This window comes from Streptomyces sp. NPDC092952, from assembly GCF_044754785.1.
Classification (GTDB): Bacteria; Actinomycetota; Actinomycetes; order Streptomycetales; family Streptomycetaceae; genus Streptomyces.
Genome location: NZ_JBIVPT010000003.1, coordinates 45204 through 65606, shown reverse-complemented (window position 1 = coordinate 65606; position 20403 = coordinate 45204). Strand labels below are relative to the sequence as shown.

Here is a 20403-nt window from a genome sequence, read left to right as displayed (position 1 = left end):
GCCGGGGCCCGGTGGCCGATCGGGTATCGGTCATCGGGCCCCGGCAGGGCGGAAAATCGGGGCTCCTCGGCGGACCCCCGGGCTCAGGCGTCAGCCGTTGCGCTTCCAGCGGGGCTTGTCGTCACGGCGGCCGAAGGAGCCGCTGTTGGAGCTGGAGCCGCCCCGGTAGTCGTCGCGGCGGCCGGTCGGACGGTCGCCGCCACCGGAGCGGTAGCCACCGGACGGGCGGTCGTCGCGACGGTCGCGGTTGAACGGACGGTCGCCGCCGCCGGAGCGGTAGCCACCGGACGGGCGGTCGTCGCGGCGGAAGCCGCCGGAGGGGCGGTCGTCACGACGGTCGCGGTTGAACGACGGGCGGTCGTCCCGGCGGTCGTCGCGGCGGAAGCCACCCGACGGGCGGTCGTCGCGGCGGAAGCCGCCGGAGGGGCGGTCGTCACGACGGTCGCGGTTGAACGACGGGCGGTCGTCGCGACGGTCGAAGGAACGGCCACCGCGGTCGTCCCGGCGGTCGCCGCCGCCGGAGCGGAAGCCACCGGACGGGCGGTCGTCGCGGCGGAAGCCGCCGGAGGGGCGGTCGTCACGACGGTCGCGGTTGAACGACGGGCGGTCGTCGCGACGGTCGTCCCGGCGGAAGCCGCCACGGTCGCCACCGCGGTCGCCGCCCCGGTTGTCCCGGCGCTCGAAGTTGCCCCGGTCGTCCCGACGGTCCTCGCGGGCCGTGGGCTGCTCCGGCACGGAGACGGCGGCCTCGATCGCGGCCTCCGCCTCGGCGGCCGCCTCGGCCACCGCGGCCTCGGGGTCCTCGCCCCGCTCGCGCGCGGCCCGGGCCACCAGGCGGTCCGCCTCCTCGCGCAGCTCACCCGCACGGCGCTGGACGCGCTCCAGCTGCTTCGTCAGCTCGGCGACCTCGCGCTCGGCCTGACGGGCGGCGTTGGCGGCGGAGTCGGCCTGGACCTCGGTCAGCGAACGGGCACCGGTGATCTCGGCGACCTCCGGGTCGAAGGCGCCCGCGCCGCCCACGATGTGACGCGAGGCGTCGACGCCCGCGTCCTCCATCAGGCGGAAGATCTGACGGCGCTGGTGCGGCAGCGCCAGCGAGACCACGACACCGGACTTGCCGGCACGCGCGGTACGGCCCGAGCGGTGCAGGTAGTCCTTGTGGTCACCGGCCGGGTCCACGTTCAGCACCAGGTCGATGCCGTCGACGTGGATACCGCGGGCGGCGACGTCGGTCGCGACGAGCGCGTTGACGTAGCCGTCCTTGAAGTCCGCGAGGACCCGGGTACGGGCGCCCTGCGTCATGCCGCCGTGCAGCGCGTCCGCCTTGACGCCCGCCTCGACGAGCTGCTCGGCGATGCGGTCGGCGCCCAGCTGGGTGCGGACGAAGATGATGGTGCGGCCCTTGCGGGCGGCGATGGCGGAGGTGACCGGCGCCTTGTCCTTCGGCTTCACGACGAGGACGTGGTGGGTCATGGTCGTGACGTTGCCCTGGGCGCTGTCGACCTCGTGGCTCACCGGGTTGTCCAGGTAGCGCTTGACCAGCGTGCCGATCTCGTTCTCCATCGTGGCGGAGAAGAGCATCCGCTGGCCGCCGGCCGGGATCTGGTCGAGCAGCTCGGTGACCTCGGGCAGGAAGCCCAGGTCGGACATCTGGTCGGCCTCGTCGAGGACGGCGACCTGGACGTTCTCCAGGGAGCAGGCGCCCCGGTTGATGATGTCGCGCAGCCGGCCCGGGGTGGCGACGAGGACGTCGACACCGCGCTCCAGCGCGTAGATCTGGTTGCCCATCGACGTACCGCCGCAGACGACCTTCATCCGCAGGCCGAGCACGTCGCCGTACGGCTGGAGCGCGTCCGCGACCTGCATCGCGAGCTCACGGGTCGGGGTGAGGATGACGGCGCGGGGCTTCTTCTTCTCGGTGTGCCCGTCGGCCAGCGCGGCCAGGGTCGGCAGACCGAAGGAGAGCGTCTTGCCGGAGCCGGTACGGCCACGGCCCAGGATGTCCTTGCCGGCCAGGGCGTCCGGGATGGTCGCGGCCTGGATCGGGAACGGGGCCGTCACACCGTTCTGCGCGAGCTTGCGGACGATGCCCTCGGGCAGGCCCAGGTCGGCGAAGGTGATGGACGGCTCGGCCGGAGCGTCCTCGGCGTCGTCGTTCCCGGCCTGCTCGGCCGACTCGACGCGCTCGGCGTTCTCGGTGCTCTCGATCTGCTCGGCCTGCTCGGCCTCGTTCACGACGTCCGCGAGGGCGGCGACGTTCTCGTCGTTCTCGATGTTCTCGGGCAGGACGGTACGGTCAGAACTGGAAATTGACATGCGAAATGCGAAACCTTCCGGAGTCTCGGCACGCGCCCGTAACTCCGTGATTCGCAATTTCGACCGCCTCAATGCGGTCCAGCCACGGCAAGGGAGAGTACGCGCCACACGGCGCGCTTCTGTTTCGGCGCCGGGCAATGGGATCAAACGATCTACTACCATACGCACTCCTCCCCACATCGCGCAAACCGGCCTTCCGTGACCTGCGCTACACCGGCTCCGTCCGGGGCCCCGCCCCGGGCTCTTCCTGGGGTGATGCCCCGGGCGAGACCTTGGACGGGACGGGCGTCCGCGACGTCGCCGGCTCCGGCTCGAAGCCCGGCACCCCGCCGTGGAGCCATGCCGCGGGCGAGGCGGACGGCAGCGGCGGCGTCCCGGGCGGCTCCGGGTCGGGGGAGGCCGGCTCCTCGGGGTCCTTCGGCCCGGAGGACTCCGGGGGCTCTGGCTCCTGCGGCACGTCGGGCCCCGGCTTCGAGGGCGGGGGCGGCGCCGGTGCGCCGCGGGGCGGCTCGCCCGCGCCGCCCGCCCCCGTCGACGTACCCGTGTCCGCGCCGGGGGGTGCGCCCGGTGCGGCCGGGGAGGCGGCGGTTCCGCCGGGCTCCGGGGAGCGCGCGCCGTCCCGCTCCGAGTGCGCCTGGGCGCCGCCGACGGCCCGGACCCGCCCGGCGCCCGCCACCGTGCCGCCGTCCGGCCGGGCCGCGCTCCCGCTGTGCCCGGCCGACGGTGACGGTGACGGCGACGGGGACGGCGAGGGTTCGGCGCCGCCCTCCCCGACGCTCATGCAGCCGGTGGACGCGGCGACCGTCACGGCGACGACGGCCGCCCAGCGGGCGGGTACGGGCAGCTGGCGCACGGAAGGCACCTCCGGGGTGCGTACGGAACGGGAACGGGAGCGGGGGAGGGGAAAAGAAGGAAGGCGGGCGCTGTACCCAACTCCTGCCACCCCGCCGGAGACACGCCCCGCCCGGAACCGGCCTCGCTCGCGGAGAATGGGCCGTGTGCTGGAGATGACGCGAGAAGCCTTCGAAGAGCTGGTGGCCGACGCCCTGGACACGATCCCGCCCGAGCTGACGCGGATCATGGACAACGTGGCGGTCTTCGTCGAGGACGAGCCGCCGGCCGACGACCCCGAGCTGCTGGGCCTCTACGAGGGGACCCCGCTCACCGAACGGGGCGAGTGGTACGCCGGTGTCCTCCCGGACCGCATCTCGGTCTACAAGGGCCCGACGCTGCGCATGTGCGAGACGCCGGACGAGGTGGTCCACGAGGTCGCCGTGACCGTGGTCCACGAGATCGCCCACCACTTCGGCATCGACGACGAGCGCCTCCACGAGCTGGGCTGGGGCTGACCGGGGACCGGCGGCGGAGCCGCCCCGGCACCCGGTCCCGGGGCGGCTCCGCGTCGCCTTCGCGCCCTCGCCGTAAACCGTTTTGGCGATAGCCGCCGCCATCCCATATGCTTCTCACGTCCCCGACGCGCTGGAAAGCGCGCAGGTGGGCCCTTAGCCCTCATCGTCTAGTGGCCCAGGACGCCGCCCTTTCAAGGCGGTAGCACGGGTTCGAATCCCGTTGGGGGCACGCTTTACCGTGTGCGAGACTTGTCTCGCACATTAGCTTGGTCCTGTGGAGCAGTTTGGAGTGCTCGCCACCCTGTCAAGGTGGAGGCCGCGGGTTCAAATCCCGTCAGGACCGCTTGCAGATCGCCTCGGCGAACTGCGTGGCTGGGTAGCTCAGTTGGTACGAGCGATCGCCTGAAAAGCGATAGGTCGCCGGTTCGATCCCGGCCCCAGCCACCACCCGAAGGCCCCGTCCGGTGGACGGGGCCTTCGTCGTGTCAGGCCTCTTCCCGGTCCGTCGTGTTCGCGCCCTCCCGGCCGCGCCACGCCCGTACCGCGAGAACCACCAGCACCACCGCGACCACGGCCACCAGGGCCATGGCGTCCGGTACCCGTTCACCGATGCGCTGGGCCCACTGTTCGACGGCGAACGAGTCGTCCACGTTCAGCAGTCCGGGCAGCGCGGTCGTTCCGTCGTACGCGAGGAACAGCGCGCCTAGGGCGATGAAGAAGAGCCCGGACAGCAGGGTCGTGGTGTGCAGTTCGAAGCGGCCGATCCGGAAGGCCCGGCCGCGCAGCCAGGCCCGCCGGCCCAGGTCGAAGCGCTCCCAGAGCAGCGCGAGCACGAAGAGCGGCACCGCCATGCCCAGCGCGTACACGGCGAGCAGCAGCCCGCCGTAGACCGGGCTGCCGCTGACCGCCGCCACGGTCAGGACGGAGCCGAGGATCGGTCCCGCGCAGAAGCCGGCCAGCCCGTAGACCGCGCCCAGGGCGTAGACCGACACGGCGGTGGTGGGGCGGATGCGGCCGCTGAGGGCGGCGATCCGGCGCGAGGCGAAGCCCAGGCCGACGATCTGGGCGACGCCCAGCGCGATGATCAGCCAGCCGGCGCCGAGGACGAGCGCGTCCCGGTGCCGGTAGAAGAGCCGCCCGGTGAAAGAGCCCGCCGCGCCGAGCGGGACCAGGGTGGTGGCCAGCCCGGCGTAGAAGATGCCGGTACGGGCCAGCAGCCGCGAGGTGGAGTCGACGGAGTAGGCGAAGAAGGCGGGCAGCAGCAGGGCGCTGCACGGGCTGACCAGGGCGAGCAGTCCGCCGAGGAAGGCGGCGAAGTAGCCGATGTCCGCGGTCACTTGGCGCCGTCCGAGGCGCCGCGCTCCGGGGAGTCCTTCGCGTCCTGCCGTGCGCGGGCCTTCTCGGCGGCGGCCTCGATGGCCGAGGTGAAGGTCTCCATGGGCTGGGCCCCGGCGATCGGGCGGCCGTTGACCAGGAACGACGGGGTGGAGGTCGCGCCGATCCCGTACCCCTGCTCCTGGTCCTTCGCCACGGCGGCGGAGGCGGCGTCGCCGTCCGCGTCGCGGACGAAGCGGTCGAGGTCCGCGACCCCGGCCTCGCGGGCGAGGTCCTTCAGCCGGTCCTTGCCGAAGCCCTTCTCCTTGGCCCCTTCGGCGTACGCGGCGGCATGGAACTGCCAGAACCGGCCCTGCTGCCCGGCGGCCCAGGCGGCGCGGGCGGCGGCCTCGGACTCGGAGCCGAAGATCGGGAAGTTGCGCCACTCGATGCGCAGGGTGCCGTTCTCGACGTACTTCTCCACCAGGGCGGGCTCGGTGTCGCGGGCGAACTTCGCGCAGTAGCCGCACTTGAAGTCGGCGTACTCGATCAGGACGACGGGCGCGTCGGCGCGGCCCTGCGCGAGCTTGTCGCCGGCGTCGCGGCGGGCGAGCTTCTCCAGCTCCGGGTAGACGCCGGCGTCCGGCTCGGCGCTGACGTCGGCGACCGAGGCGGAGCCGGAGCGCTGCTGGTCGGGGGCGGTGGCCCGGTAGGAGACGAAGCCGAGCAGCGCGGCGGCGAGGACGACCCCGGTGCCGTAGAGCACGGGCTTCCGGAACGACGACCTGCGCGCGGACGAGGAGGCGGACGGGGCGGGGGAGGGGGACGGGGACTTGGACATGCGTGACTCCGGGCTGGTGGATTGCGGAAGAGAAGGAGGAGGCGGAGGAGGTCTCCTACACCCTCAGCACGGAGAGCTCTACGGGGGTGGGGGCGGCGGCCACGGGGACGCGCTGCCCCGGCCGGGCGGGCGGACGGGCCGGGACCTGACCGGTGGCGGCGGGCAGCCCCCACCCGGCGAGGCCGGGCACCTGGTCGTACGCGGAACGGGACCGGCCGGGGAGGGCGGGGGTGTCGTCGTGCTTCCTGGTCCGGCCGCAGCCGGGCGTCGGGCGCCGGTCGGAGTCCGGTGCGGCCACCTGGACGTCCGGGCCCGCCGGATGCGCGGCCGCCGGGACGTCCGGCTCCGGCGGGTGCGCGGCCGCCGGGACCGTCATGCCCGCCACGACCGGTGCGGCGGTGCTCCCGGCGTCGGTCCTGCCCGGTCCGCAGAACAGCCCCAGCACGACCGCGAGCACCGCCGTCAGGCAGTACCACTGCGTACGGGACACGGCGCGACCGGCCTTTCCTCGACGGGTGGTCAGCTGCCCGAAATGGTACGTGCTGTGATCCGGCCGCTCCGAGCGGTGCCCGGAGGTGACCCGGACCGCACGAAATGCGTTCGCCGTTCCTCGCGCCCGGGTGAGATCCTGGGCTCCGTATGTCTACTTCCTTCGCTGATCTCCAGAACCGGCTCGGAGAGATCCCGCTCCGCGACGCGCACCGGCTCGGCCGCCGTCTCGAAGGGGCGCGCCGCATCCGCAAGCCAGAGGCCCGGCAGGCCGTGCTGGACGAGATCGCCGCCGAGGCCGGCAAGGCGGCCGAGCGGCTCTCGCTGCGTGCCGCCCGGGTGCCGGCCGTGTCGTACCCGGAACAGCTCCCGGTCAGTCAGAAGAAGGACGAGATCCTCGAAGCGATACGCGACCACCAGGTCGTGATCGTCGCCGGGGAGACCGGCTCCGGCAAGACCACGCAGATCCCGAAGATCTGCATGGAGCTGGGGCGCGGCGTCCGGGGCATGATCGGCCACACCCAGCCGCGCCGGATCGCGGCCCGTACGGTCGCCGAGCGCGTCGCCGACGAGCTGGACACGCCGCTGGGCGAGGCGGTCGGCTGGAAGGTCCGCTTCACCGACCAGGTGAACCCCGACGCGACGTTCGTGAAGCTGATGACGGACGGCATCCTCCTCGCGGAGATCCAGACCGACCGCGAGCTGCGCGCCTACGACACGATCATCATCGACGAGGCGCACGAGCGGTCGCTCAACATCGACTTCCTCCTCGGCTACCTGGCCCGGCTGCTGCCCAGGCGCCCGGACCTGAAGGTCGTCATCACCTCCGCGACGATCGACCCCGAGCGGTTCGCCCGCCATTTCGGCGACGCCCCGATCGTCGAGGTCAGCGGACGCACCTACCCGGTCGAGGTGCGCTACCGCCCGCTCCTGGAGGAGGAGGGCGACGACGCCGACCGGGACCAGATCACCGCGATCTGCGAGGCCGTCGACGAGCTCCAGTCCGAGGGGCCCGGCGACGTCCTGGTCTTCCTCTCCGGCGAGCGCGAGATCCGGGACACCGCGGACGCGCTGAACAAGCGGAACCTCCGGCACACCGAGGTGCTCCCGCTGTACGCCCGGCTCTCGCACGCCGAGCAGCACCGGGTGTTCCAGCGCCACACCGGGCGGCGGATCGTGCTCGCGACCAACGTCGCCGAGACCTCGCTGACCGTCCCCGGCATCAAGTACGTGATCGACCCGGGCACCGCCCGCATCTCCCGCTACAGCCACCGCACCAAGGTCCAGCGGCTGCCGATCGAGCGGATCTCGCAGGCCAGCGCCAACCAGCGCAAGGGCCGCTGCGGCCGTACGTCGGACGGCATCTGCATCCGGCTGTACTCGGAGGACGACTTCCTGACCCGGCCGGAGTTCACCGACCCGGAGATCCTCCGCACCAACCTCGCCTCCGTCATCCTCCAGATGATCGCGGCCGGGCTCGGCGACATCGAGAAGTTCCCCTTCATCGACCCGCCGGACCACCGCAACATCCGCGACGGCATCCAGCTCCTCCAGGAGCTCGGCGCGCTGGACCTGGAGGAGAAGTCCCCCCGGGAGGGGAAGAAGGGGCAGCGGCTCACCGAGCTCGGCCGGAAGCTCTCGCAGCTCCCCGTCGATCCGCGCCTGGCCCGCATGGTCATCGAGGCCGACCGCAACGGCTGCGTCCGCGAGGTCATGGTCATCGCGTCCGCGCTCTCCATCCAGGACCCGCGCGAGCGGCCCTCCGAGAAGCAGACCCAGGCCGACCAGCAGCACGCCCGCTTCAAGGACGAGACCTCCGACTTCCTGGCGTTCCTCAACCTGTGGCGGTACGTCCGCGAGCAGCAGAAGGAGCGCGGCTCCTCCAGCTTCCGCCGGATGTGCAAGCAGGAGTACCTGAACTTCCTGCGCATCCGCGAATGGCAGGACATCTACTCCCAGCTCCGCACGGTCGCCAAGCAGCTGGGCATCCACCTGAACGAGGAGGACGCGCCGGAGCAGGCGGTGCACGTCTCGCTGCTCTCCGGGCTGCTCTCGCACATCGGGCTGAAGGACACCGAGAAGAACGAGTACCTGGGTGCGCGGAGTGCCAAGTTCGCGATCTTCCCGGGCTCGGCGCTCTTCAAGAAGCAGCCCCGGTTCCTGATGTCGGCCGAGCTGGTCGAGACGTCCCGGCTGTGGGCCCGGGTCAACGCCAAGGTCGAGCCGGAGTGGATCGAGCCGCTGGCGCAGCACCTCCTCAAGCGCACCTACAGCGAGCCGCACTGGGAGAAGGACCAGGCGGCGGTGATGGCGTACGAGCGGGTCACGCTCTACGGGGTGCCGATCATCGCCCAGCGCAAGATCAATTTCGGCCGTATCGACGCCGATACCTCCCGCGACCTGTTCATCCGCAACGCCCTGGTCGAGGGCGACTGGCGGACGCACCACCAGTTCTTCCACGACAACCGCAAACTCCTCGGCGAGGTCGAGGAGTTGGAGCACCGCGCCCGCCGCCGCGACATCCTGGTCGACGACGAGACGCTCTTCGACTTCTACGACCAGCGCATCCCCGAGCACGTGGTCTCCGGGGCGCACTTCGACTCCTGGTGGAAGCACAAGCGCCGGGACGAGCCGGACGCGCTGGACTTCGAGCGCTCGATGCTCATCAACGAGAAGGCCGGCGCCGTCACCAAGGACGACTACCCGGACTCCTGGCGCCAGGGGAAGCTCAAGTTCAAGGTGACGTACCAGTTCGAGCCGGGCGCGGACGCCGACGGGGTGACCGTCCACGTCCCGCTCCAGGTTCTCAACCAGGTCACCGCCGAGGGCTTCGACTGGCAGATCCCCGGCCTGCGGGAGGAGGTGGTCACGGAGCTGATCCGCTCGCTGCCCAAGCCGATCCGCCGCCACTACGTCCCCGCGCCGAACTACGCCGACAAGTTCCTCGACCGGGCCGTACCGCTCCAGGAACCGCTCACGGTGACGCTGGCCCGGGAGCTCCAGCGGATGGTCGGCGTCCCGGTCACGGCCGACGACTTCGACCTGGACCGGGTGCCGGACCACCTGAAGATCACGTTCCGGATCGTCGACGAGCGGCGCCGCAGGCTGGCCGAGGACAAGGACCTGGAGGCGCTGAAGCTCCAGCTGCGCCCGAAGGCCCGTCAGGCGCTCTCCAAGGCCGCCGCGGCCACCGCCGGCCCCTCGGGCGAGTCGATCGAGCGCTCGGGCCTCACGGACTGGACGATCGGGACGCTGAACAAGGTCTTCGAGACCCGCCGGGCCGGTCAGCCGGTGAAGGCGTACCCGGCCCTGGTCGACCAGGGCGACACCGTCGCCGTACGGCTCTTCGACACCGACGCCGAGCAGCGGCAGGCGATGTGGCTGGGCACCCGGAAGCTGATCATGCTGAACGTGCCGGTGAACCCGGCCAAGTTCGTCTCCGACCAGCTGACCAACCAGCAGAAGCTGGCCCTCTCCCGCAACCCGCACGGCTCCGTGCAGGCGCTCTTCGAGGACTGCGCGACGGCGGCGGCCGACCGGCTGATTGGCGTCCACGGCGGCCCGGCCTGGGACGAGGAGTCGTTCCGGAAGCTGTACGACAAGGTGCGCACCGACCTCGTCGCGCTGACCGAGCACACGGTGAAGCAGGTCCAGCAGGTTCTGGCCGCCTGGCAGTCCTGCGAACGGCGGCTGAAGGCCACCAACAGCCTGGTCCTGGTCGACAACGTCACCGACGCCCGCGACCAGCTCGCCGCCCTCGTGCCGCCCGGCTTCGTCACGAAGACCGGTCTGCGCAGGCTGCCCGACCTGATGCGCTATCTGGTCGCCGTGGACCGCCGGCTCCAGCAGATGCCGACCGCCGCCCAGCGCGACACCACGCGCATGGAGAAGGTCCACGAGATGCAGGACGAGTACGCCTGGCTGCTCGAACAGCTGCCGCAGGGCAGGCCGGTACCTCAGGAGGTCCTGGAGATCCGCTGGATGATCGAGGAGCTGCGGGTGAGCTACTTCGCCCACGCCCTGGGCACCGCGTACCCGGTCTCCGACAAGCGGATCGTGAAGGCGATCGACGCGGCGGCCCCCTGACCCCGGGCGGGGGCGGCTCCGGGGGCTGTCGCCGGGGCCGTCGCCGAGGGGCGTCACCGGGGCGCGGGAGGGGCTCGGAACGGGCGTGGGCACCGACCGCGCGTGCTGTTTTGGCCGTGACCGGACCGCCACCATCGGTGAGTTCGACCTGACCCTCTGACCTGCTGTACAGTCTGATCTCGCAGCCAGCCGAAAGGCCGAAGCGAAAAACCTGGTCCTGTGGAGCAGTTTGGAGTGCTCGCCACCCTGTCAAGGTGGAGGCCGCGGGTTCAAATCCCGTCAGGACCGCAGTAACGAAAGCCCGGATCCTTCTGGATCCGGGCTTTCGCGTGTTCGGCCGCGGGTTCCGCCGCTCCGGCCGGACGGGGGTCATGGCGCGCGGCCCCCGGCGTACGTCCCGCGTCCCGGGCCCGGCGTGCTCCTGTGAGCCCTCTGTGCCCTCCGTGCGGTCCCGTGGGCCCCGCAGTTCTGTGTGCGCACCCCTGTGGCTCGTCCTGGGGCCCGTGGCGGGTCGCCGTGCCGGATTCCGCCCCGAACCGCCGAACGCGCCCACAGGGGCCTGGGGCGGGCCTTCCGCGCGCCAAGGACGAAAGTCCTGCGGGTCGGTGACCAATGGCTCCCCGATCCACCTCTTCGTGGTGGCAGGCTCGTACACGACGGGACTCCGACCGTGTGACGCGAGTCACTCAATGAGTTTTGCGGAGGGTGGACCTTACACCCGTCCTACAACTGGCGAATTTAATATGTGCAATTGCACCGCCTGGGCAAGGGCGCCCGGAGAACATTCCTGACGGCCCGCCCCGGCCTCCTCGGTCGAGCCGGAACACTCCCGAACAGACTCGCTCAAGCCTGCACTCGATCCGATCGAAAACAGGGCGCACGGTTTGCTGTGGCGGCCCTGAAGGCCCCCTGCCGGACGCTCCGGCGGCCGGGGCGTCCGGTGACCGTGCGGGCAAAAAAAGATCGCGCTGGACCCGGCGGAGTCCAGCGCGATCGAACGACGCACCCGTATTTCACGGGTATGGCGCCCGTTGGGGCAGGCGCCCGTCATGTGGAGCTATGGGTGGGCCCGTACGAGTTGGGGGACTCGGAGGGCCCGGATGTAGCGGCGTGGCAGGGGGTGTGTCAGGCCTCGCTGCGCTGCTGCGGGATACCCGCAAGCAGTGCGCGGACCTCTGCCTCGCGGTACCGGCGGTGTCCACCGAGCGTGCGGATGGACGTGAGCTTGCCGGCCTTGGCCCAACGGGTAACCGTCTTCGGGTCCACGCGGAACATCGTGGCAACCTCAGCCGGGGTCAGCAGCGGCTCGGCATCAGGGGTGCGAGCGGTCATGAGCGGCCTCCTCGGGAGAACCGAACCATCTCGGTTCTTTCCTCTAAATTCTGCACCTTGACCCGCGTTGCCCGAAATGGCGGACGCGGGCCGAGTCGGTTATAGGACGAACGGCTTGTCCTCGGCACTACAACTACACCATCCGTCCAGCCACGTCGGCCAAACCGATGGAATTGCCCTCCCAGGTGTTCATCAGCGACGGAAGCCGATGGACCATGCCATAGCGGACAGTCACCCCGCAGTGACGATCAGTCACAGAGCGATCAGGAGCCATCAGACCCCCCATAGCGCGCAATGCAGAGCAATCCGCCCTTAGTTGGACGGAGAGAACCCGCCCCGGGCTCCTTGTCCTATTTTGGCATGAGGGGTGGGGAACGGCGCAAGAGCCCATTTAGTGCCGTCCATCACGCTTGAGTCAAAGGCCCGGTTCGGGACGTAGGTCCTGGAGCCACAGAAGTGTGATTCTGCCTCTTCAGCCTCACTGATCACAGTGAACACGTCGACACCTGCGGATGTCGGCCCGCCCGAAGGCCCACCCACGGCCGTCCACGGCCGTCCACGCCCCGACAGGGCCGCTCCGCGCCCGCACGTCCGCCGACCGTCAGTTCGCGAACTGACGGTCCCTCACCGCACGCCAGCGCTCGGCCAGCCGCCCGTACGCCTCGCTCGCCGCCTCGGCGTCCCCGGCCCGCAGCGCCGCGATGCCCTCCGCCACGTCGGCCGCCGACCGGTCCGAGGCCAGATGCTCCGCCGGGAGCGCGTGCACCAGGCCGCCGTAGTCCAGCTCGACCAGCGCCCGCGGATGGAACTCCTCCAGCCAGCGCCCCACGTCGACGAGTCCCTCGGTCAGCGGGCCCTCCGCCATCGACTCCCGCAGCGCCTTCAGCCCGCGGGCCAGCCGGCGGCGGGCCTGCACCATCGGCGTCCGGTACCGCAGCACCGGCACCGCCCCGTCCCCGCCCGCCGTGTGCTCCCGCTCCTCGTCGGAGAAGAGCACGAACCACCGCACCGGCACCTGCCACAGCGCGGTACGGATCCACGGCCGGGCGTCCGGATTCCGCTCCGCCCACCGCTCGTGGTCCGCCATCGCCTGCCCGCGCACCACCGGCGGCAGCACCGCGTCGAGCACCGGCGCGGGGAACAGCTCGGTCAGCCCCTCCATCGCCAGCCAGCCGCGCAGCCGGGTCCGCCACGGGCAGACGCACACCACCCCGTCGACCTCCGCGACGAACGCGTCCCCGCTCTCGTGCGCCGGTACGACGGCGGGCGGGGTGGCCGCCAAGTCGGCCAGCGAACGGCGCAGTTCGTCCTGGACCGTGGGCGTCCCGGGCCGCCCCGCGTACCGCGCCCAGTGCGCGCGCTCGGGTTCCGGGAAGGCGGCCAGCGGCTCGTACACCCGGAGATAGGCCGCATACGGGACGAGCACCGAAGACACCACCGACATGCAGCAGATCGTGTCACGCCCGTACTCCGCAGGGGGGTGATCCCGGGCACCACGGCCGATCCGCGTCCCCGCAGGACATACGCTCGTGCCCGGTCGGACCGGCCGTGCCGGCCCGACCGCGACCCTCCCCACCTTCAGGAGGGTCGTCGCCGCTTCGTACTTGGGAGTCACCACAGTGACCGATGTGACCGGCGTGCCCGTCGACGTTCTGCAGACCCTGTTCCACTCGGAGCAGGGGGGCCACGAACAAGTCGTGCTCTGCCAGGACCGGGCCAGCGGGCTCAAAGCCGTCATCGCCCTCCATTCCACCGCCCTGGGCCCGGCCCTCGGCGGCACCCGTTTCTACCCGTACGCCTCCGAGGCGGAGGCCGTCGCGGACGCGCTGAACCTCGCGCGCGGCATGTCGTACAAGAACGCCCTGGCCGGGCTCGACCACGGTGGCGGCAAGGCCGTCATCATCGGCGACCCCGAGCGGATCAAGTCGGAGGAGCTGCTGCTGGCCTACGGCCGGTTCGTGGCCTCCCTCGGCGGGCGTTACGTGACGGCCTGCGACGTCGGCACGTACGTCACCGACATGGACGTGGTCGCCCGCGAGTGCCGCTGGACCACCGGCCGCTCGCCGGAGAACGGCGGTGCCGGCGACTCGTCGGTGCTCACCTCCTACGGGGTCTTCCAGGGCATGCGGGCCTCCGCCCAGCACCTCTGGGGCGACCCGACGCTGCGTGGCCGAAAAGTGGCGGTCGCCGGCGTCGGCAAGGTCGGGCACCACCTGGTCGAGCACCTGCTCTCGGACGGTGCGGAGGTCGTGATCACGGATGTCCGCGAGGAGTCCGTGCGCCGGATCACCGAGCGCCACCCCGAGGTCGCGGTCGCCGCGGACACCGACGCGCTGATCCGTACCGAGGGCCTCGACATCTACGCCCCGTGCGCACTGGGCGGCGCGCTGAACGACGAGAGCATCCCGGTGCTCACCGCGAAGGTGGTGTGCGGCGCGGCCAACAACCAGCTCGCGCACCCCGGCGTGGAGAAGGACCTCGCCGACCGGTCGATCCTGTACGCACCCGACTACGTGGTGAACGCGGGCGGGGTCATCCAGGTCGCCGACGAACTGCACGGCTTCGACTTCGACCGGTGCCGTGCCAAGGCGTCGAAGATCTTCGACACCACGCTGGCGATATTCGCACGTGCGAAGGAGGACGGCATCCCGCCGGCCGAGGCGGCCGACCGGATCGCCGAGCAGCGGATGGCCGAGGCCCGCCGCCGCTGACGGTGCCGGACGCGTCACCCCGCGTCCGCACCGAGTGTCGCGACACGATCGCGACACCCTCCGTGACACCTGTGGTCCACCGGCCCGCCGGCCGGCGAGAGAAGACTCACGCCGGTCGGCGGGTCGTATGCCAAGAAGAGGTTAAAATCGCAGTTGACCAGCGAGGACGGGGCTCCTCGCAGGTCTGCTTCCGGGGCGCGTGATGCGGGCGGCGTACCGTATGGCCACGGAAGCAGGTACCGTTGAAGCCCTACGGGCGCGGTCTCTCAGCCGAGAGTCCGTCCTGAAACATGAACGCGTGTCAAGACTCTGGGGCCGTCGAGCCCCGTCACCGAGGGGGTCGAGCCATGGGGCGCGGCCGGGCAAAGGCCAAGCAGACCAAGGTCGCCCGCCAGCTGAAGTACAGCACCGGCGGGACTGACCTGTCGCGTCTGGCCAATGAGCTGGGCGCATCACCTTCTAGTCAGCCACCGAACGCGGAGCCGTTCGAGGACGACGAGGAGGATGACCCGTACGCACAGTACGCGGATCTGTACAACGACGACGAGGACGAGGACGAGGACGACAAGTCCGGTCCGTCGTCACAGCGCCGCGGCGCTTGACCTCGCGCTGACACATCAACCCGGTCCGGGCCTGTCCCGGACCGGGTTCTGTGTTGCTCCGGTCCGGGGCGGGTGAACGGCTTCCGCTGTCCCCCGGCCGCCGGGCCTGTCGGCCGTACGGCGGTCGGGGGAGTGACGGACATCGTGGGTCCGGGCGGCCCGGGGGCCGGTCCCGTTCCTAGCGGGCGTATCCGCCGAAGAGCTCGGCGCCCGAGGTGTGCTCCCCGCGCTCGACGATCTCGCCCGCGACCCAGGAGTCGACCCCGCGGTCGGCCAGCGTCGTGAGGGCGGCGTCCACGGAGTCGGCCGGGACGATCGCGATCATGCCGACGCCCATGTTCAGCGTCTTCTCCAGCTCCAGCTGCTCGACCTGTCCGGTGCGGCCGACCAGGTCGAAGACCGCGCCGGGCGTCCAGGTGGAGCGGTCGACCCGGGCGTGCAGACCGTCCGGGATGACCCGGGCCAGGTTGTTGGCCAGGCCGCCGCCGGTGACGTGGCTGAAGCCGTGCACCTCGGTGGTACGGGTGAGTGCCAGGCAGTCCAGCGAGTAGATCCGGGTGGGCTCCAGCAGCTCCTCGCCCAGCGTGCGGCCGAACTCCTCGACCTGGCGGTCCAGCGACCAGCCGGCCCGGTCGAAGACCACGTGCCGGACCAGCGAGTACCCGTTGGAGTGAAGTCCGGAGGACGCCATGGCGATCACCACGTCACCCTTGCGGATACGGTCCGGGCCCAGCAGCCGGTCGGCCTCGACCACGCCCGTACCGGCACCGGCGACGTCGAAGTCGTCCGGGCCGAGGAGGCCGGGGTGCTCGGCCGTCTCGCCGCCGACCAGGGAGCAGCCCGCGAGGACGCAGCCCTCGGCGATGCCCTTGACGATCGACGCGACCCGCTCGGGGTGCACCTTGCCGACGCAGATGTAGTCGGTCATGAAGAGCGGTTCGGCGCCGCAGACGACCAGGTCGTCGACGACCATGCCGACGAGGTCGTGGCCGATGGTGTCGTACACGCCCATCTTGCGGGCGAGGTCGACCTTGGTGCCGACGCCGTCGGTGGCGGAGGCGAGCAGCGGACGCTCGTAGCGCTTGAGCGCCGAGGCGTCGAAGAGGCCGGCGAAGCCGCCGAGGCCGCCGAGGCCCGCGACCTCGGGGCGCTGCGTCTTCTTCACCCACTCCTTCATCAGCTCGACGGCGCGGTCGCCGGCCTCGATGTCGACGCCCGCTGCCGCGTAGGAAGCACCTGTTGTCTCAGACATGGCCTGGGATCTTTCGTGTGGAGATACGGGGCTGGTGGCCGGGGGTGTACGGCGGAGCCGTCACGGGCGGCGCAGCGCGTCGGACGCCGCGGTCGCCGCCGGGCCTGCCGCCAGCTCGGTCTCCAGCAGTTGCTTGCCGAGCAGCTCGGGGTCGGGGAGCTCCATCGGGTACTCGCCGTCGAAGCAGGCGCGGCAGAGGTCCGGCTTGGCGATCGTCGTCGCCTCGACCATGGCGTCGAGCGAGATGTACGCGAGCGAGTCGGCACCCATCGACGTGCCGATCTCCTCGACGGACATGCCGTTGGCGATCAGCTCGGCGCGGGTCGCGAAGTCGATCCCGAAGAAGCAGGGCCACTTGACCGGCGGGGACGAGATCCGGATGTGGATCTCGGCGGCACCGGCCTCGCGGAGCATCCGGACCAGCGCGCGCTGGGTGTTGCCGCGGACGATCGAGTCGTCGACGACCACCAGGCGCTTGCCCTTGATGACCTCGCGCAGCGGGTTGAGCTTGAGGCGGATGCCCAGCTGCCGGATGGTCTGGGAGGGCTGGATGAAGGTGCGGCCGACGTAGGCGTTCTTCACCAGTCCGGCACCGAACGGGATGCCGCTGGCCTCCGCGTATCCGATGGCGGCGGGCGTGCCGGACTCCGGCGTCGCTATCACCAGGTCGGCCTCGACCGGGGCCTCGGCGGCGAGCCTGCGGCCCATCTCCACCCGGGAGAGGTAGACGTTGCGCCCGGCGATGTCGGTGTCGGGGCGGGCCAGGTAGACGTACTCGAAGACGCAGCCCTTCGGCTTCGCTTCCGCGAACCGCGAGGTGCGCAGGCCGTTCTCGTCGATGGCGACGAGCTCGCCCGGCTCGATCTCGCGGACGAAGCTGGCGCCGCAGATGTCGAGGGCGGCGGACTCGGAGGCCACCACCCAGCCGCGCTCCAGTCGGCCGAGGACGAGCGGGCGGATGCCCTGCGGGTCACGGGCGGCGTAGAGGGTGTGCTCGTCCATGAAGACGAGGGAGAAGGCGCCCCGCACATCGGGGAGCACCTTCGCGGCGGCCTGTTCGATGGTGAGCGGCTCACCGTCCTCCCCGGTCTGGCCGGCGAGCAGGGCGGTCACCAGATCGGTGTCGTTCGTCGCGGCGACCTGGGTGGCGCGGCCGTCCCTGCGGGGCAGCTCGGCGACCATCTCGGCGAGCTGGGCCGTATTGACCAGATTGCCGTTGTGACCCAGGGCGATCGAGCCGTGCGCGGTGGCACGGAACGTCGGCTGCGCGTTCTCCCACACCGAGGCACCGGTGGTGGAGTAGCGGGCATGACCGACCGCGATATGGCCCTGGAGCGATCCCAGAGACGTTTCGTCGAAGACCTGCGAGACCAGTCCCATGTCCTTGAAGACCAGGATCTGCGACCCGTTGCTCACTGCGATGCCCGCGGACTCCTGTCCACGGTGCTGCAGGGCATACAGTCCGAAATAGGTGAGCTTGGCGACCTCTTCGCCCGGAGCCCAGACACCGAAGACGCCGCATGCGTCCTGGGGGCCTTTCTCTCCGGGGAGCAGGTCGTGGTTGAGTCGTCCATCACCACGAGGCACGCCACTGAGTGTAGGCGAGATCGACCACTGGTCCGAATTCGGGACAGCGGGCCGGACCACCGGGGAAGCGGTCCGGACACCGGTCCCGCCCCCCTTCCGGTCAGTCACTCCGCGTGACATCCGGTCGGTGGCGGAAGGGGGTTCGATCGGGCCACGGGGCGGTGAGCGCCCGGATCAGGGCCCGGTTACCGTCGAGTTCCGGCCAGCCGATCCTCGGGGGCGGCGGGGTGGGGTGGTGGCGCTCGGTGAGGCGTCCGGAGGTCCGGCGCGGGGTCCGACCGAACGCGCGTTTCGTGGCGAGCCTCACATCGCGATGTCCGGGCCGGGGGCTCAGGGAGCGGTGGTGGCGGCTTTCCCGGCCGTGGCGGTGAACGCCCTGCCGTCCGCCGCGGTGAGGGTGAGGGTGCGCGGACCGGTCCGGTACGTCGTTCGGCCGTCCAGGATCGCCGACACGGCGCGCTCCAGTTCCATCCGTGGGTCGGGACACATCATCTTGGTGCTTTCCAGCGGGCCGAAGGTGACGGTGGAGCCGCTGATCCTCGCCGTGCCGCGGACCGAGTTGCAGCCCAGGGTGCCGTGGACGGAGCCGTCCTCGCCGAAGGTCAGCCGGGCCTCCCCCTCCGCGCCGGTGGGCAGGGGCCGGTGCGGGGCGTCCGGGCCGGACCTCAGGGACGCGACGGTCCAGACGGTGCCGGTCAGCGGGGTGGCGGGGGAGGCGGAGGGCGCGACGGCACCGGCCGCTCCGGCGCCGTCCGTCCGCCCGGTGCCGCAGGCGGTGAGGGTGAGCAGGGCGAGGGACGCGAGAGCGGCCGCGGCCGTTCCCGGGGGCGGGGCTGTTCGTCGGGTGCGCATGGTGCTGGGACGGCGCGGCCCGTGCGCCGGTTCCCCCGGGGCCTCGCTCAGCCCATCAGGGGCAGCAGCGCGGCGAGGTCGGCCCGCTCCCCGCTGGCGTCGACCTCCGCCCCGTCGAGGGCCCGCGTCCACTCCGTACGCCCGGTGGCGAGCCGGATCCAGGTGAGCGGGTCGGTCTCGACGACGTTGGGCGGGGTGCCGCGGGTGTGCCGGGGGCCCGGTACGCACTGGACGACCGCGAACGGCGGCACGCGCACCTCGACGGAGCCGCCGGGCGCCTTCTGCGCGAGGGCGTCGGCGAGCAGCCGGGTGCAGGCGGCGAGCGCCTGCCGGTCGTACGGGATGTCGAGCCCGGTCGCCTCGTTCAGGTCGTCGGTGTGCACGACCAGCTCGACGGTGCGGGTGACGAGGAAGTCGGCCAGCCGCATCGCCCCGACCCGCGTCGGCAGCAGCCGTTCGCCGTCGGCCCCGGGCAGCACCTCGTCGAACCGCTCCGCGGTCCGCGCGTACATCGCCTCCAGGTCGGGGTGGTCCAGGGCGAGCCTCTTGGTGTCGTCGGCGATGCCGGCCGCCAGGTCCGCGGTGGCCAACGGCCACTCGACGAGCGCCAGGACCGGGGTCCCCGCGGCGGGTTCCGGCAGCTCCAGGGAGCGCGGGACGGCCGAGACCGCCAGCGTGAGGTGGGCGGCCAGGTCACGCACGGTCCAGTCGCCGAGCCGGGTGGGCCGGGCGAGCTGTTCGGGCGTCAGGGTGCGTACGGCTTCCCGTACCTGGGCGAACTGGGCGAGGACCGCGGCGCGGGTCCTGGCCGGGTCGTAGCGGCGGGCGCGTTTCCGGGGCGGCTGCATGACCGGGAGCTTAGGGCGTGTCCGGCGGGCCGTGGCCGGGGTTTCGGGGCCGCGGGGTCACGGGGTCCGGGCGTCCTCGTGCTCCGGAGGCCGGACCGCGAAGTCGGCCAGGCCGGTGGCGAGCAGGCCGAAACCGCGCTCGGCCAGCGCGACGGCGTCCGGCGCGATCGTGTCCGCCGGCTCGCCCGCCAGCAGCCGGACCTGGTTCGCGTGGATCAGGCTGTTGCGGGTGGCGATCAGCTGGGCGGCCGCGATCCGGGCAATGTGCGGCTCCTCGCCCTCCTCGACCAGGGCTTCGGCGAGCAGGTCGAAGGAGCGCATGGAGAACGCGTGCGCCCGGGTGAGCAGGGCCGGGGTCTCCACGATCAGCCGGCGCACACCGAGCGGAACCGGCGCGTCGCTCATCCCGATCGAGGGGTCGCGGCCCGCCACCCCGGCCAGGAACTGCCCGAGCACGGCCGTCAGGGCGGACTCGCCGGGGGCCCGTTCCCGGACGACGCGCGCGACGTCGCCGACGTGCTCCGCCAGGGGGGAGAGGACCAGGTCCTCCTTGCTGGCGAAGTAGTTGAAGACGGTCATCTTCGAGACTTCGGCCGCTTCCGCGATCTCGGCGACCGAGACGTTGTCGAAGCCGCGCTCGGTGAAGAGTTCGCCGGCCGCGGCCAGCAGGCGGTGCCGCGTCTGGAGCTTCTTGCGCTCCCGCAGGCTCATCCCCTCGGTCATGGCAGTACTGTACCAGGATGAATCTTGAGCCAAGATTAATTCTTGACTCACTATATTTTCTTGCGTCATGGTGGTGCCCTGCCACGGCGGCGCCACGCCGC

General features: G+C 71.6%; 16 protein-coding genes and 4 tRNA genes. 8 read left to right on the top strand and 12 right to left on the bottom strand.

Going from position 1 to position 20403, the window contains the following annotated elements:
* Positions 1-90: 90 nt before the first annotated feature.
* Positions 91-2316, bottom strand: coding sequence for a DEAD/DEAH box helicase (locus ACIQGQ_RS07955; RefSeq protein ID WP_402392118.1), 2226 nt, complete (start codon positions 2314-2316; stop codon positions 91-93).
* Positions 2317-2524: 208 nt separating this feature from the next.
* Positions 2525-3169 carry a hypothetical protein gene (locus ACIQGQ_RS07950; protein ID WP_402392116.1) on the bottom strand — a complete coding sequence of 215 codons (645 nt, stop codon included), beginning with the start codon at positions 3167-3169 and terminating at the stop codon, positions 2525-2527.
* Positions 3170-3314: 145 nt separating this feature from the next.
* Between ACIQGQ_RS07950 and ACIQGQ_RS07945 the strand changes: the two genes are divergently transcribed.
* The 4 genes from ACIQGQ_RS07945 to ACIQGQ_RS07930 all read left to right on the top strand — a co-directional run bounded on the left by ACIQGQ_RS07945 (position 3315) and on the right by ACIQGQ_RS07930 (position 4112).
* The gene (locus ACIQGQ_RS07945) at positions 3315-3665 is read left to right on the top strand and encodes a metallopeptidase family protein (RefSeq protein ID WP_402392114.1); all 351 of its coding nucleotides are present in this window, start codon (positions 3315-3317) and stop codon (positions 3663-3665) included.
* A gap of 156 nt (positions 3666-3821) precedes the next feature.
* Positions 3822-3894 (top strand) — tRNA-Glu (locus ACIQGQ_RS07940).
* Positions 3895-3933: 39 nt separating this feature from the next.
* Positions 3934-4008: transfer RNA gene (locus ACIQGQ_RS07935), tRNA-Asp, on the top strand.
* Between the two features lie 27 nt (positions 4009-4035).
* Positions 4036-4112 (top strand) — tRNA-Phe (locus ACIQGQ_RS07930).
* A gap of 38 nt (positions 4113-4150) precedes the next feature.
* Here the strand turns inward: ACIQGQ_RS07930 and ACIQGQ_RS07925 are convergent.
* From ACIQGQ_RS07925 to ACIQGQ_RS07915, 3 genes are read right to left on the bottom strand one after another with little or no spacing between them, the layout of a single operon-like run.
* On the bottom strand, positions 4151-5002 hold the full coding sequence (locus ACIQGQ_RS07925) for a cytochrome c biogenesis CcdA family protein (protein ID WP_402392111.1): 852 nt from the start codon (positions 5000-5002) through the stop codon (positions 4151-4153).
* On the bottom strand, positions 4999-5820 hold the full coding sequence (locus ACIQGQ_RS07920) for a DsbA family protein (RefSeq protein ID WP_402392109.1): 822 nt from the start codon (positions 5818-5820) through the stop codon (positions 4999-5001). Before ACIQGQ_RS07920 ends, ACIQGQ_RS07925 begins: the two co-directional genes overlap by 4 nt.
* Before the next feature lie 55 nt (positions 5821-5875).
* Positions 5876-6310: a hypothetical protein gene (locus ACIQGQ_RS07915; protein WP_402392106.1), complete on the bottom strand. Its 435-nt coding sequence runs from the start codon at positions 6308-6310 to the stop codon at positions 5876-5878.
* A 149-nt stretch (positions 6311-6459) separates the two neighbouring features.
* Here ACIQGQ_RS07915 and hrpA point away from each other — a divergent pair, with 149 nt between their 5' ends.
* Together hrpA and ACIQGQ_RS07905 are read left to right on the top strand one after the other, a co-directional pair.
* A complete protein-coding gene (gene hrpA, locus ACIQGQ_RS07910) occupies positions 6460-10395 on the top strand; it encodes an ATP-dependent RNA helicase HrpA (RefSeq protein WP_402392104.1) in 3936 nt (1311 codons plus the stop codon).
* Between the two features lie 213 nt (positions 10396-10608).
* Positions 10609-10683, top strand: a tRNA-Asp gene (locus tag ACIQGQ_RS07905).
* 837 nt (positions 10684-11520) lie between these two features.
* Here ACIQGQ_RS07905 and bldC read toward each other — a convergent pair.
* Together bldC and ACIQGQ_RS07895 are read right to left on the bottom strand one after the other, a co-directional pair.
* Positions 11521-11727: a developmental transcriptional regulator BldC gene (bldC, locus tag ACIQGQ_RS07900; protein WP_003949541.1), complete on the bottom strand. Its 207-nt coding sequence runs from the start codon at positions 11725-11727 to the stop codon at positions 11521-11523.
* Between the two features lie 601 nt (positions 11728-12328).
* On the bottom strand, positions 12329-13171 hold the full coding sequence (locus ACIQGQ_RS07895) for a hypothetical protein (protein WP_402392101.1): 843 nt from the start codon (positions 13169-13171) through the stop codon (positions 12329-12331).
* A gap of 175 nt (positions 13172-13346) precedes the next feature.
* Between ACIQGQ_RS07895 and ACIQGQ_RS07890 the strand changes: the two genes are divergently transcribed.
* Positions 13347-14438: a Leu/Phe/Val dehydrogenase gene (locus tag ACIQGQ_RS07890; RefSeq protein WP_402392098.1), complete on the top strand. Its 1092-nt coding sequence runs from the start codon at positions 13347-13349 to the stop codon at positions 14436-14438.
* 347 nt (positions 14439-14785) lie between these two features.
* Positions 14786-15040, top strand: a complete 255-nt coding sequence (locus ACIQGQ_RS07885; protein ID WP_148837076.1) for a DUF3073 domain-containing protein — start codon at positions 14786-14788, stop codon at positions 15038-15040.
* A 178-nt stretch (positions 15041-15218) separates the two neighbouring features.
* Here the strand turns inward: ACIQGQ_RS07885 and purM are convergent, their stop codons facing one another.
* The 5 genes from purM to ACIQGQ_RS07860 form a co-directional block, all read right to left on the bottom strand.
* Positions 15219-16292 carry a phosphoribosylformylglycinamidine cyclo-ligase gene (purM, locus tag ACIQGQ_RS07880; protein WP_402392096.1) on the bottom strand — a complete coding sequence of 358 codons (1074 nt, stop codon included), beginning with the start codon at positions 16290-16292 and terminating at the stop codon, positions 15219-15221.
* A gap of 60 nt (positions 16293-16352) precedes the next feature.
* Complete coding sequence (purF, locus tag ACIQGQ_RS07875; RefSeq protein WP_352279784.1) at positions 16353-17879, bottom strand: amidophosphoribosyltransferase; 1527 nt, start codon at positions 17877-17879, stop codon at positions 16353-16355.
* A 330-nt stretch (positions 17880-18209) separates the two neighbouring features.
* Entirely contained in the window at positions 18210-18731 is a 522-nt protein-coding gene (locus ACIQGQ_RS07870) for an META domain-containing protein (RefSeq protein ID WP_402392093.1), read from the bottom strand.
* Between the two features lie 47 nt (positions 18732-18778).
* On the bottom strand, positions 18779-19579 hold the full coding sequence (locus ACIQGQ_RS07865; RefSeq protein WP_402392091.1) for a sterol carrier family protein: 801 nt from the start codon (positions 19577-19579) through the stop codon (positions 18779-18781).
* Between the two features lie 57 nt (positions 19580-19636).
* Entirely contained in the window at positions 19637-20302 is a 666-nt protein-coding gene (locus ACIQGQ_RS07860) for a TetR/AcrR family transcriptional regulator (protein ID WP_402392088.1), read from the bottom strand.
* Positions 20303-20403 lie beyond the last annotated feature (101 nt).